Genomic DNA, 11888 nt, shown 5'->3' with positions numbered 1-11888 from the left:
GGGGGTGGACACACCGGCGGTCCCGGGGCAGGCTCGTGGCTGATCAACATCAGCGAAGCAGGGGGAACCTACGGATGAGCGCGCACGTGACGGCGGTCAGCAGCAACGGGGAGTACTCGTTCACCAAGCCGAACCGGGACAGCATCACGCTGCTGGCCGGGCTCGGGGTGGAGGGGGACGTGCACGCCGGGGTGACGGTCAAACACCGTTCGCGCGTCGCGCAGGACCCCACCCAGCCGAATCTGCGCCAGGTCCACCTCATGCACGAGGAACTCTTCGCCGAGGTGGGGGAGGACGGGTTCGAGGTGGCTCCCGGCCAGCTCGGGGAGAACATCACCACGCGGGGCATCGACCTGCTGGCACTGCCCACCGGCACCCTGCTGCGCATCAGCGACGGCGCGGTCCTGGAGGTCACCGGGCTGCGCAACCCCTGCGTGCAGATCGACCACTTCCAGGACGGGCTGCTCAAGCGGGTCGTCGGACGGGACGAGGCGGGGAACGTCGTGCGCAAGGCCGGGATCATGACCGTCGTGCGGGAGGGAGGCGTGGTGCGGCCCGGCGACAGGATCGAGGCGGAGCTTCCCAGCGGACCGCACCGGCCGCTGGAAAAGGTCTGACCGGCACCCCACCGGCCCGAAACCCGTTTGCCCCGGGCCCCCGCGCCCCCACAGAATCGGCCCCATGGGTCACCTCGAAGCCGCGCATCTGGAGTACTACCTGCCTGACGGAAGGGCGCTGCTCGGTGACGTCTCGTTCCGGGTGGGCGACGGGGCCGTCGTAGCCCTCGTGGGGCCCAACGGCGCCGGGAAGACCACCCTGCTGCGGATGCTCGCCGGCGAGCTCAAGCCGCACGGCGGGTCCGTGGTCGTCGGTGGCGGGCTCGGGGTCATGCGGCAGTTCGTGGGATCCGTACGCGACGAGACGACCGTGCGGGACCTGCTGGTGTCCGTGGCGACGCCCCGCATCCGCGAGGCGGCCCGCGCCGTGGACGCCGCCGAGCACGCCATCATGACCGTCGACGACGAGGCCGCCCAGCTGAAGTACGCGCAGGCCCTCGCCGACTGGGCGGAGGCCCGCGGCTACGAGGCCGAGACGCTGTGGGACATGTGCACGACGGCCGCGCTGGGGGTGCCGTACGACAAGGCGCAGTTCCGGGAGGTCCGCACCCTGTCCGGCGGCGAGCAGAAGCGGCTCGTCCTGGAGGCGCTGCTGCGCGGCACCGACGAGGTGCTCCTCCTCGACGAGCCCGACAACTACCTCGACGTCCCCGGCAAACGGTGGCTGGAGGAACGGCTGAAGGAGACCCGCAAGACGGTCCTGTTCGTCTCCCACGACCGCGAACTCCTCGCCCGCGCCGCCGAGAAGATCATCTCCTTGGAGCCCGGGCCCGCGGGTGCCGACGCCTGGGTGCACGGCGGCGGCTTCGCCACCTTCCACGACGCTCGGCGGGAACGCTTCGCCCGCTTCGAGGAGTTGCGCAGGCGCTGGGACGAGAAGCACGCCCAGCTGAAGAAGCTGGTGCTGACGCTGCGTCAGGCCGCCGCGGTCAGCCATGAGATGGCCTCCCGCTACGCGGCCGCGCAGACGCGCCTGCGCAAGTTCGAGGAGGCCGGACCGCCCCCGGAGCCGCCGCGCGAGCAGGACATCAGGATGCGGATCAAGGGCGGCCGCACCGGCGTCCGGGCGGTCACCTGCGCGAACCTGGAACTCACCGGCCTGATGAAGCCCTTCGACCTGGAGGTCTTCTACGGCGAGCGCGTCGCCGTGCTCGGCTCCAACGGCTCCGGCAAGTCGCACTTCCTGCGCCTGCTCGCCGGCGACGACGTGGCGCACACGGGGGAGTGGAAACTGGGCGCGCGGGTCGTGCCCGGGCACTTCGCGCAGACGCACGCGCATCCGGAGCTGGAGGGCCGCACGCTCCTCGACATCCTGTGGAAGGAGCACGCACAGGACCGCGGCGCCGCCATGTCCCGGCTGCGCCGCTACGAGCTCACCCAACAGGCGGAGCAGACGTTCGAACGCCTCTCCGGAGGCCAGCAGGCCCGCTTCCAGATCCTCCTGCTGGAGCTCCAGGGCGTGACGGCGCTGCTGCTGGACGAGCCGACCGACAACCTGGACCTGGAGTCCGCCGAGGCGCTCCAGGAGGGCCTGGAGGCCTTCGACGGGACGGTCCTCGCGGTCACCCACGACCGCTGGTTCGCCCGCTCCTTCGACCGCTTCCTGGTCTTCGGCAGCGACGGCCGGGTCCGGGAGACCCCGGACCCGGTGTGGGACGAACGCAGGGTGGAACGGGCCCGTTAGCCGGGTCCGCTCCGGTTCACTTCCAGCGCAGCAGCGCCCCCAGGCCGCCCACGGGGACCTCCCGCTCCGACACCGACAGGGCGGGCGCGTCCGTGGCCACCGCGGAACGGATCAGCGCATCGTCGGCCCGGGCCGGCCACGAGTGCTGCTCGCCGAGGATCTTCAGGTCCGTCCGGCGCACCGCGAGCTGGTCGGGATCCTCCCCGATCCACACCTCGCGGTGCGCGTCCGGGCCGTCGACCCTGACCAGCAGCTCGTCGATACGGTGCTCGCGGGCCGCCTCGACCAACGCGGGCACACCCTCGACGGCCCCGGCCCGGCCCTCGTCGTCCGGGGTGCGGGCGGCGCGGAAGCGCTCCAGCTCCGCCTCCGCCTGCCGCCCCACGTGCTCGGCCCGGGCCCGCTCCACGTCCTCGTCGAGCAGCCGGCTGCCGCTGCCGTGCGGCGCCTCGACCACCAGGTCGTGCAGCCGCTTGGGCAGCCGCTCGTGCACGGACCGCCGCTCCCGGTCGTCACCGACGAGAATCAGCAGGTCGGCCTTGGTCTCCTCCTGGCACACGGCCAGTGCGTCGGCGATCTCCGCCGCGTTGTGCTCCCAGGTGTTCTCCACCCGCAGCTGGAAATGCCGCTCGGACCAGTCCAGGGAGCTCGTCGTCCGGTGCACCGGCCACTGCCGCCCGGTGACGCTCCCGGCGTCCTCCCGGCCCAGCGCGCTGCGCAGCTCGAAGTCCGCGCCCTTGCGGTCGACGTACGCCACCACGCACACCGGGTCCTCGCCGGCCAGCTCCAGCAGGGGCGCGACCCGGGGCAGCGGCGCCCATTCGGCCCAATCGCCGCCCCGCGGGGGATGCACCAGCGGCGGGTCGAGAACGACCTCACCGGCACGGGCGAACAGGGCCCTGCCGTGCGGTTCGGAGGAATGCCGCAGATCCTCGATCGCGCTCCGCACGGCCCGGCAGGTCGCCTCGTCCGCCCCCTGCGCGGCCAGCTCCCGGGACATCGCCTGGGCCGTCAGCTCCCGCTCGTGGGGAGTGCCCTCCGTGTGACGTGAGGTGTCGACGTACACGGAGGCCCAAGGCCCGGGGTGTTCGTACAGTGGGTGCAGAAAGGCGAGATCCATGGTTCCTCCCGGATGCCGCTCGGGGGCAGTGCTCACTTGCTCCGGGGGCGGGTACCCGGACCGCATGAACGAACACGACGAGCGGGGCGACACGATGACCGGAGTGGACCCTGACCGGCTGGACGACCAGCAGCTCATGAAAGAGCTGGAGACCATCCACCGCACGCGCCACGACACACTGCTGTACGGCTCGAACGACGCGCTGCGCGCCCACAACGAGCGCATGGCGCAGCTCGAGGGCGAGTACCTGCGTCGCAACCCGCGCCGCCCGGTGGCCGCGGGCCGCACACGCGAAGGGGCCCGGGAGCGGGGGAGCGGGGAGTCGACGACCCCCACGACCCCCGGCACCTGAGCCCCTCGAAGGACCCGGCCGGAACGGAACCGGCACGAGAACACCTGGCCGCCCGGCCAGGCGCCGGTCACGACGCCCGTACCGGCGGACCGGCCCCGCGCGCCGCCGCTGCTTCCGGACCGGGGTGACGATCAGGCGGCTTGCTGCGCGAAGACGTCGAGGAAGGTCTCGCAGAACGCCTTCAGATCGTCCGGCTTGCGGCTGGTGACCAGCTTGTTCGCCCCGTGGTCACAGACCGTGACCTGCTGGTCGACCCAGGTGCCGCCCGCGTTGCGGATGTCCGTCCGCAGGCTAGGCCACGACGTGAGCTCCCGGCCGCGTACGACGTCCGCCTCGACCAGCGTCCACGGCGCGTGGCAGATCGCTGCCACGGGACGGCCCTGCTCGAAGAAGTCCCGGACGAACGCGACGGCCTTGTCGTCCATCCGCAGGAAGTCCGGGTTGGCGACGCCGCCCGGCAGCACGAGCGCACCGAAGGAGTCCGGCGAGGTGTCGCCGACGACCTCGTCCACGGGGAACGTGTCCGCCTTGTCGAGGTGGTTGAAGGCCTGGATCTCGCCCTGCTGCGTCGACACCAGCACGGGCTCGTGCCCCGCGTCCTTCACGGCCTGCCACGGATCGGTCAGCTCGACCTGCTCGACGCCCTCGGGTGCGACCAGAAACGCGATACGCATGATGTTCGGTGTTCCTTTCCGGGAGTGTGCGGCGCTCCGGCGCGCCGCGTCGCTCCCGCGTCGTTGTCGTCCTTCTGCTTCTCGTTCTTCCCGCGCGTGCTCACGCACCGCCCCGGGCGTCCGGTTCGGCCCGGCTGATGTCGGCGAGCGCCGACGCGGGATCCTCCACCTCGGCCACGTCGCCCAGGCTCACGACCCCGACCGGCAGCCCGTTCTCCACCACCGGCAGCCGGCGCACCGCGTGCTCGCGCATCAGTGCCACGGCGGTCGCCACCCGGTCCTCCGGCGTCACCGTCACCGGGTTCCTCGTGCACACGGCCTGCGCGCTGACTGTCATCGGATCGGCGCCGTCGGCGACGGCCCGCACCGTGATGTCACGGTCGGTGAGCACGCCGATCACGTCCTGCCCTTCGGCCACCACCACGTCGCCGATGTTCTGCGTGCGCATCAACTGCGCCGCCTCGACGAGCGAGGCGTCCGGGCGCACGGCGACCACACCCGCTGACTCGGCCATCACTCGGGCCTCCCCTCCGTTCCCAGGCCGGCGGGGGCACCGCGGCACACCGCGATGCCCCCGGCACGTCCTTACGCGTACTCCCGGGGCCCGGTCTCACGGGCCCGGATCAGGGCCTGGGCCAGCTCCTGGACATTGCCGTAGCGCTCCTGGCGCGGCAGCCCCTCCAGGGCCTCTACCAAGGCGTCGGGCGCCTGGTGGCCGCGCAACGCGCGGGCCAGCTCGCGCGGGCTCGCGGGAAACGCCCTGCGGCCCAGGATCCGGGCCAGCTCCAGTCGCACCGACTCGAGGGACGTCGGCGCACGGCTCGGCGTCACCGGCCCGTGGGCGACCTCGGGGTCGTCCTCGGCGGCCGGTTCCGGGTCGTGCCACTCCTCGCTGCGCGTGGGATGTCCGGACCTGAGCAGACCCTGGAGTTCGTGTTTCATCTCGTCGTCCCGGTGGACGCTCAGCCGGTCGCTGCCTCGCTGCATGTCTCCCTCCAGACGTTCGGGGGCCCGCACCGCGTACCCGAACACCGGGAGCCGACACAGGGTCCACGGCTCCGATCGACGCCGCCCGCTGGTTTGCGCCAAGCCCTGCGGGAGACCCGGATCGCACCCCCCACACCTCTCTGGGGAAGGACACGTCATGGCGATGCTCGCTGTGCTCATCCCGCTGCTCATGCTCGGAGTGGTGCTGGTGCTGGGGCGTTACGAGGAGCTGCTGCTGCCGCAGGAGGACGCCCGCCGGCGCGAACCGGCCGGCGTGCCCCCCGCCGCCGCGGCCGCTACCGCTTCTCCCGCCCCGGCAGGAACTCCTGCACCTTCGCCCTGAAGCCCCGCTTGACCATCGATCCCCGGTCCGCGTCGCCCTTCAGGATCGACGCGGCGGTCGCCTCCATCTGGTCCCAGGTGGCGTGCGGCGGGATCGGTGGGACAGCCGGATCCGTCAGGAACTCCAGCACCGCGGGACCGTCCGCCTCCAGCGCGGTCCGCCACGCCGCCTCCACGTCCTCCGGCTTCTCCACCCGGATGCCGGTCAGCCCCAGGGACCGGGCGAAAGCGGCGTACTGCACGTCCGGAAGCTCCTGCGAGGGCAGGAACGACGGAGCGCCCTCCATGGCCCGCATCTCCCAGGTGACCTGATTCAGATCGTGGTTGTTGAACACCGCGATCACCAGCCGCGGGTCCTCCCACAGGTGCCGGTACTTGGCCGCCGTGATCAGCTCGGCCATCCCGTTCATCTGCATCGCGCCGTCCCCGACCAGCGCGATCGCCGGCCGGTCCGGGTGCGCGAACTTGGCGCCGATCACATACGGCACCCCGCAGCCCATCGTCGCCAGCGTGCCGGAGAGCGAGCCGCGCATGCCCGGCTTCATGGTCACGTGCCGCGCGTACCAGTTGGCCGTGGAACCCGAGTCGGACGTGACGATCGCGTTGTCCGGCAGCAGCTGGTCCAGCGCGCGGACCACGTACTCCGGGTTGACCGGATCGGCGTCGAGTCCCGCCCGGCGCTCCATCACGTCACGCCAGCGCGCGACGTTGTCGCACACGGTGTCGTACCACTCGCGCCCGCGCCCCTCCTCGATCAGCGGGATCAGCCGCTCCAGGGTGGCCCTGGCGTCACCGACCAGGTTCACCTCGTACGGGTAGCGCATCCCGACCATGTGCGGATCGATGTCGATCTGCACGCCCCGCGCCTTGCCGAACTCCGGCAGGAACTGGGTGTACGGGAACGACGACCCGATGGTCAGCAGCGTGTCGCAGTCCCGCATCAGCTCGTACGACGGCCGGGTGCCCAGCAGACCGATCGAGCCGGTGACGTACGGCAGTTCGTCGCTGAGGACGTCCTTGCCGAGCAGCGCCTTGGCGACCCCCGCGCCGAGCTGCTCGGCCAGTCGCTCCACCTCGGCCCGCGCTCCGGCCGCGCCCTGGCCGACCAGGATCGCCACCTTGTCACCGGAGTTGAGGATCTCGGCGGCCCGCCGCACCGAGTCGTCGGACGGCACGGCCGTCCACGCACTGCGGTCCAGGCTGGAGGGCACCATCCTGAACTCGTGCGTCGGCGGCGCGTAGTCGAGCTCCTGCACATCGCCGGGGATGATGACCGCGGTCGGGCAGCGGCGCGCGTACGCGGTGCGGATCGCCCGGTCCAGCACGTTCGGCAGTTGCTCGGGCACCGTCACCGTCTCCACGAACTCCGAGGCGACGTCCTTGTACAGCGTGTGCAGATCGACTTCCTGCTGGTAGGAGCCGCCCATCGCGGTGCGGTGCGTCTGGCCGACGATCGCCAGCACCGGCACATGGTCCAGTTTGGCGTCGTACAGGCCGTTCAGCAGATGGATCGCGCCCGGCCCCGAGGTCGCGGCGCACACCCCGAGACGGCCGCTGAACTTGGCGTAGCCGACCGCCTGGAACGCGGACATCTCCTCGTGCCGCGACTGCACGAAACGCGGCTCGTTCTCGGCCCTGCCCCACGCGGCGAGCAGGCCGTTGATGCCGTCGCCGGGATAGCCGAAGACCTGCTCCACTCCCCACTCGCGCAGCCTCTGCAGGACATGGTCGGCGACCTTGGTGCTCATGTACGACCTCCCGGACGTAGGGGGACAGAGCCGACAGTACGAGTCACCCTGCGCGACGTCGGAAAACCCCGCGGGTTTGGGTGTGGTGGCCGGGGGCAGGCGCAGCTCAGTGCTTCGGACAGGAGGCACGCCCGTGGGAGCGGCGTCGCGCGCCGCACCGAGGCCCCGTCCGACAGCGGATGCGCTTCCACGGTGACCGTCCGACCCAGAGCACTTTCTAGGGAATGCGACGTCATGCCGACCCGAATCAGCGCGAAGCAGCACCCCCACCACGACGCCCCCGACACCGCCGAGGCCTTCCGCAGGCTCGCCTCGATACCCGCCGGCCCGCAGCGCGACGCGCTCCGCGACGAGATCGTCGAGGCCTGGCTGCCCATGGCGGACCGCCTCGCCGGGCGCTTCCGCAGCCGCGGCGAGAGCTCCGAGGACCTGCGCCAGGTCGCGGCCCTCGGCCTGGTCAAGGCCGTCGACCGGTTCGACCCCGAGCGCGGCCACGCCTTCGAGAGCTACGCCGTGCCGACCATCACGGGCGAGATCAAGCGGCACTTCCGGGACCACATGTGGACCCTGCACGTACCCCGCCGCGTCCAGGACCTGCGCAACCGCGTGCGTGTCGCCGGCCAGGACCTGTCCCAGACCATCTCGGGCCGCCGCCCCACCGTGGCCGAGATCGCCGAGCACGCGAACCTGAGCGAGGAGGACGTCCGGGCCGGTCAGGAAGCGCTGGAGAGCTTCACGGCACTGTCCCTGGACGCGGAGCTGTCCGGCAGCGAGGACGGGTACTCCCTGGGCGACGCGCTGGGGTCCTCCGACCCCGCGCTGGACACCGTCGTCGACCGAGAGTCCGTGAAGGCCCGGCTGGCGGCGCTGCCGGAGCGGGAGCGGGCGATCCTGTACATGCGGTTCTTCGACGACATGACGCAGAGCCGGATCGCCGAGGAGCTGGGGATCTCGCAGATGCACGTGTCCCGGCTGATCAGCCGGTGCTGCGGCCGGGTGCGGGAGCAGGTCATGCGGGACGACGTGGCCTGACGCCGGGCTTCGCCACTTTCACCCGGTCGAGTGGCGCTGTCCCGCCAATGGGGCCTCGCCGCGCGCGACCGCCCGACGGCCTGGCTGTCATGGCAGAGGGGTATGACTACCGAAGGAGTCCCCTCGATGCGCCGCAGCCTGCACGCCCTGTCCGTCGCCGTCCTGGCCGGTTCGGCCCTGGTGGGCTTCGCGCCGGCGGTCTTCGCCGAACCGGCCGCCGAGGTCAGTCCCGCCACCGTCCAGCCCGGGGGCACGCTCACCGTCTCGGTCAGCTGTGATCCGACCGGCGGGCCGCCGCCCGACACCATCGACGCCACCTCGCAGGCCTTCGACGAGGGCATGGTGCCGCTGCGCCGGGTCACCGGCAACGACGACGAGGTGTCCGGCCCGGCCTACCGGGGCACGGCCCGCATCGCCTCCGCCGAGAACTTCGAGGGCGATCCGGACGCCGAGGGCGAGGACTCCGCCTGGACCGTCGACGGCACCTGCCCGGCCCCTCCCGGCGGCGAGGGCGAGCCGTGGAGCGCGACGTTCACCGTGGCGCACGGCTCGGGGCCCCACGAGCCGTCGCACAAACCCACGCACCACCCCACCCGCGAGCCCTGCCCCGAGCCCACCCATCACCGCGCACCGCACGCCACCGAGTGCGGCGCGGCGGTGATCGAACACGGGGTGCGGGCCGGGGACGGCGGTGCCTTCACCGACTCCGTGCCGGCCCTGGTCGCGGGCGGGGTGCTGATCGCGGGTGCGCTCGGAGCCGCCGTGCACCGGCTGCGCCACCGGGAGCACGATCCCTGTCGCTGACCCGCCCGGCCCGTCCCACAGCCTCGAAAGGACCCGGATTCCCCGGCCCGGGCCCGCTCATGCTGTGACCGTCACGACCCCGCCGGGCGCCCATGGGGCGGCGGCACCCTGGGTACTCGGTGGCCGAGGGCACGAGCCGCACCGTGCGGAGCACCGGGCAGCGGACGGGGCACGCGCCGAAGGCGACACGACACGGCGGTACCAGGCACTGCGGAGGTACGGATGCGGCGGACGGCCCCGGAAGGTCACGGCCCCGTCCGGTTCGGGCCGCCCCTCCCCGAGGACGGACTGCCCGTCCTGCCCGAGCTGTCCGCGGTGCTCGCCGCAGCGGCGTCCCGGGGCGACCCCGAGCCGGTCGGCGGCGGCCCGGCCCTGCGGGAAGCCGCCTGCGGCTACTGGGACCGGCGCGGACTGCACTGCCGCCCGGACCGGGTGGCCGCCGCCCCGGGCTCGCACGGGCTGCTGCTCGCACTGACCGCCGCCCTCGGTGGCGACGTCCTCGTACCGAGACCCTGCGCCGCCTGGTGGGCGCCGTACGCCCGCCTGCTGGGCCGCCCCGCCTTCCAGGTGCCGACCCCGCCGGAGAGCGGCGGCGTTCCCGACCCGTACGCGCTGCTGGAGACCGTGCGCCGGGTCCGCGCCGAGGGCGGCGACCCGCGGCTGCTCGTGCTGTCCGTCGCCGACGACCCCACGGCTACCGTCGCCCCGCCCGAACTGCTCCACGAGACCGTCGAGGCCGCCCAGGGGGCCGGCCTGCACCTGGTCAGCGACGAGACCTGGCGCGACACCCTGCACGACCCGCAGGACACCGTGCTGCTCAGCCCCGCCGAGATGGTGCCCGACCGGGTCACCGTCCTCACCGACCTGGCCGGCGCCCTGCTCCCGCCCGGCTGGCCGGCCGCCGTGGCCCGCTTCCCGGCCGGCGAGGACGGTGACGGCCTGCACGCGCGCGTGCTGGACGTCCTCACCGCCCTCGACGCCCGCGTCGCCGCGCCCGTCGCCGCGGCGGCCGCGTACGCCCTCGGCGAACCGGAACCGGTCAGCGCGCGCGTGGCGCGCACCGCGCGCCTGCACGCGCTCCTGGCCGCCGAGGCGCACTCCGCCGTGGTCGCCGCGGGCGCCCTCGCCCGGCCCCCGCGCTCCGGCCGCCACCTGTACGTGGACCTGGCCCCGCTGCGGCCCGCGCTGAGCGCGCACGGCGTCGGCGACGCGCAGGAACTGGAGGACTTCCTCACCGCGCGCCTCGGTATGCCCGCCCCGGGCGGGCACCGCTTCGGCGACGACCTCGAAGCCCCGCGCGTGCGGCTTTCCACCGGCGCACTGGTGGCCGGTTCCGACACGGAACGCGCGGCATGCCTCACCTCACCCACGCCGTTGGAACTGCCGCACGTGCACCGCGCGTTGATCCAACTGAAGTCGGTCTTCGACGATCTCCGCGACGACGCTCAGCGATGGGAGCCTCCTCGATGACGCAGCAGTCCGAGTCGACCACCAGCACGACCACCCAGGAGGCCGACGAACCCGCGCTCCCGTCGCCCCTCGCGCCCCCCTGCCCGCCCCTGGCCGAACCCCGGCCGCTGGCCGAGCGGCGGGTGTGGCCGCGCACCTTCCACGACCGGCTGACCGCGCCGCTCCCGGGCCTGAAGGCCATGGCCCGCTTCGCCCGCGAGGGCGCGGTGAGACCGGGCCCGGAGGGCCTCGCCGACATCCCCCGGCTGCCCTACGCCCCGGCCCCGCTGCCCCGCGTCGACGCCCGCACCGTCGCCGTCACCTGGGCGGGGCACGCCAGTTGGGTGCTGCGCATCGGCGGACTGACCGTCCTCACCGACCCCGTGTGGTCCCGCCGCATCCTCGGCACCCCGGCCCGGATCACCCCCGTGGGCGTCCCCTGGGAGGATCTGCCGCGCGTCGACGCCGTCGTCATCAGCCACAACCACTACGACCACCTGGACGCCCCGACCCTGCGCCGCCTCCCGCGCGACACCCCGGTGTTCGTCCCGGCCGGGCTCGCCCGCTGGTTCCACCGCCGCCGCTTCACACGCGTGACGGAGCTCGACTGGTGGGAGGCGGCCGAACTGGACGGTGTCCGCTTCGACTTCGTCCCCTCCCACCACTGGTCCAAGCGCAGCCTCACCGACACCTGCCACAGCCTGTGGGGCGGCTGGGTCCTCACCGACCGGGACGGCCGACGCGTCTACTTCGCGGGCGACACGGGCTACGGGCACTGGTTCTCCCGCATCGGCCGCCGCTACCCCGGCATCGACCTGGCGCTGCTGCCCATCGGCGCCTACGACCCCCGCTGGTGGCTCAGGGACGTCCACTGCGACCCGGAGGAGGCGGTCCGCGCGGCCCAGGACCTGGGCGCGAGCCGGATGGCCCCCATGCACTGGGCGACGTTCGTGCTGTCGGCGGAGCCGGTGATGGAGCCCCTGACGCGTGTGCGAGCGGCCTGGGAGAAGGCGGGGCTGCCCCGGGAGAACCTGTGGGACATGCCCGTGGGCGCCTCCCGCGTGCTGTCCGGGGACTGA

At 73.1% G+C, this 11888-nt stretch carries 13 protein-coding genes; 8 read left to right on the top strand and 5 right to left on the bottom strand.

Going from position 1 to position 11888, the window contains the following annotated elements:
• The first annotated feature begins 74 nt into the window (after positions 1-74).
• Entirely contained in the window at positions 75-617 is a 543-nt protein-coding gene (locus ACFY9E_RS03610; protein ID WP_390978971.1) for an MOSC domain-containing protein, read from the top strand.
• A 64-nt stretch (positions 618-681) separates the two neighbouring features.
• Positions 682-2301 carry an ATP-binding cassette domain-containing protein gene (locus ACFY9E_RS03605; protein WP_390978969.1) on the top strand — a complete coding sequence of 540 codons (1620 nt, stop codon included), beginning with the start codon at positions 682-684 and terminating at the stop codon, positions 2299-2301.
• 16 nt (positions 2302-2317) lie between these two features.
• On the opposite strand, the gene ACFY9E_RS03600 is transcribed toward ACFY9E_RS03605, so the two are convergent.
• Positions 2318-3421, bottom strand: a complete 1104-nt coding sequence (locus tag ACFY9E_RS03600) for a Vms1/Ankzf1 family peptidyl-tRNA hydrolase (RefSeq protein ID WP_390978967.1) — start codon at positions 3419-3421, stop codon at positions 2318-2320.
• A 64-nt stretch (positions 3422-3485) separates the two neighbouring features.
• Between ACFY9E_RS03600 and ACFY9E_RS03595 the strand changes: the two genes are divergently transcribed.
• On the top strand, positions 3486-3773 hold the full coding sequence (locus tag ACFY9E_RS03595; RefSeq protein ID WP_190050202.1) for a DUF6158 family protein: 288 nt from the start codon (positions 3486-3488) through the stop codon (positions 3771-3773).
• A gap of 131 nt (positions 3774-3904) precedes the next feature.
• Here ACFY9E_RS03595 and ACFY9E_RS03590 read toward each other — a convergent pair whose 3' ends face one another.
• The 3 genes from ACFY9E_RS03590 to ACFY9E_RS03580 form a co-directional block, all read right to left on the bottom strand.
• On the bottom strand, positions 3905-4447 hold the full coding sequence (locus tag ACFY9E_RS03590; RefSeq protein WP_390978965.1) for a DJ-1/PfpI/YhbO family deglycase/protease: 543 nt from the start codon (positions 4445-4447) through the stop codon (positions 3905-3907).
• Between the two features lie 100 nt (positions 4448-4547).
• Entirely contained in the window at positions 4548-4961 is a 414-nt protein-coding gene (locus tag ACFY9E_RS03585; RefSeq protein ID WP_390978963.1) for a CBS domain-containing protein, read from the bottom strand.
• Between the two features lie 71 nt (positions 4962-5032).
• Positions 5033-5434, bottom strand: coding sequence for a DUF2795 domain-containing protein (locus ACFY9E_RS03580; protein ID WP_352117383.1), 402 nt, complete (start codon positions 5432-5434; stop codon positions 5033-5035).
• A gap of 157 nt (positions 5435-5591) precedes the next feature.
• On the opposite strand from ACFY9E_RS03580, the gene ACFY9E_RS03575 reads away from it, so the two are divergent.
• Positions 5592-5777 (top strand): hypothetical protein, encoded by a 186-nt coding sequence (locus ACFY9E_RS03575; protein ID WP_390978961.1) that lies wholly within the window; start codon positions 5592-5594, stop codon positions 5775-5777.
• Here ACFY9E_RS03575 and ACFY9E_RS03570 read toward each other — a convergent pair.
• Complete coding sequence (locus ACFY9E_RS03570; RefSeq protein ID WP_390978959.1) at positions 5731-7524, bottom strand: thiamine pyrophosphate-requiring protein; 1794 nt, start codon at positions 7522-7524, stop codon at positions 5731-5733. The genes ACFY9E_RS03575 and ACFY9E_RS03570 overlap by 47 nt on opposite strands.
• Positions 7525-7758: 234 nt before the next feature.
• Here ACFY9E_RS03570 and ACFY9E_RS03565 point away from each other — a divergent pair, with 234 nt between their 5' ends.
• The 4 genes from ACFY9E_RS03565 (at position 7759) to ACFY9E_RS03550 (ending at position 11888) form a co-directional block, all read left to right on the top strand.
• Complete coding sequence (locus ACFY9E_RS03565; protein ID WP_390978957.1) at positions 7759-8556, top strand: SigB/SigF/SigG family RNA polymerase sigma factor; 798 nt, start codon at positions 7759-7761, stop codon at positions 8554-8556.
• Between the two features lie 126 nt (positions 8557-8682).
• Complete coding sequence (locus tag ACFY9E_RS03560; RefSeq protein ID WP_390978955.1) at positions 8683-9360, top strand: hypothetical protein; 678 nt, start codon at positions 8683-8685, stop codon at positions 9358-9360.
• Positions 9361-9582: 222 nt separating this feature from the next.
• On the top strand, positions 9583-10830 hold the full coding sequence (locus ACFY9E_RS03555; protein ID WP_390978953.1) for an aminotransferase class I/II-fold pyridoxal phosphate-dependent enzyme: 1248 nt from the start codon (positions 9583-9585) through the stop codon (positions 10828-10830).
• On the top strand, positions 10827-11888 hold the full coding sequence (locus tag ACFY9E_RS03550; RefSeq protein WP_390978951.1) for an MBL fold metallo-hydrolase: 1062 nt from the start codon (positions 10827-10829) through the stop codon (positions 11886-11888). Before ACFY9E_RS03555 ends, ACFY9E_RS03550 begins: the two co-directional genes overlap by 4 nt.

Origin of the sequence: Streptomyces sp. NPDC012466, assembly GCF_042955215.1 — a bacterium.
GTDB lineage: Bacteria > Actinomycetota > Actinomycetes > Streptomycetales > Streptomycetaceae > Streptomyces.
Note: the sequence above shows the minus strand (reverse complement) of the source record. Positions and strands in the feature narration are given on the sequence as shown.

Coding starts and splice junctions, on each gene's coding strand:
- ACFY9E_RS03585 (WP_390978963.1), bottom strand. CDS start 4,961: ATGGCCGAGTCAGCGGGTGTGGTCGCCGTGCGCCCGGACGCCTCGCTC.
- ACFY9E_RS03550 (WP_390978951.1), top strand. CDS start 10,827: ATGACGCAGCAGTCCGAGTCGACCACCAGCACGACCACCCAGGAGGCC.
- ACFY9E_RS03555 (WP_390978953.1), top strand. CDS start 9,583: ATGCGGCGGACGGCCCCGGAAGGTCACGGCCCCGTCCGGTTCGGGCCG.
- ACFY9E_RS03560 (WP_390978955.1), top strand. CDS start 8,683: ATGCGCCGCAGCCTGCACGCCCTGTCCGTCGCCGTCCTGGCCGGTTCG.
- ACFY9E_RS03595 (WP_190050202.1), top strand. CDS start 3,486: ATGAACGAACACGACGAGCGGGGCGACACGATGACCGGAGTGGACCCT.
- ACFY9E_RS03590 (WP_390978965.1), bottom strand. CDS start 4,447: ATGCGTATCGCGTTTCTGGTCGCACCCGAGGGCGTCGAGCAGGTCGAG.
- ACFY9E_RS03610 (WP_390978971.1), top strand. CDS start 75: ATGAGCGCGCACGTGACGGCGGTCAGCAGCAACGGGGAGTACTCGTTC.
- ACFY9E_RS03575 (WP_390978961.1), top strand. CDS start 5,592: ATGGCGATGCTCGCTGTGCTCATCCCGCTGCTCATGCTCGGAGTGGTG.
- ACFY9E_RS03570 (WP_390978959.1), bottom strand. CDS start 7,524: ATGAGCACCAAGGTCGCCGACCATGTCCTGCAGAGGCTGCGCGAGTGG.
- ACFY9E_RS03605 (WP_390978969.1), top strand. CDS start 682: ATGGGTCACCTCGAAGCCGCGCATCTGGAGTACTACCTGCCTGACGGA.
- ACFY9E_RS03580 (WP_352117383.1), bottom strand. CDS start 5,434: ATGCAGCGAGGCAGCGACCGGCTGAGCGTCCACCGGGACGACGAGATG.
- ACFY9E_RS03565 (WP_390978957.1), top strand. CDS start 7,759: ATGCCGACCCGAATCAGCGCGAAGCAGCACCCCCACCACGACGCCCCC.
- ACFY9E_RS03600 (WP_390978967.1), bottom strand. CDS start 3,421: ATGGATCTCGCCTTTCTGCACCCACTGTACGAACACCCCGGGCCTTGG.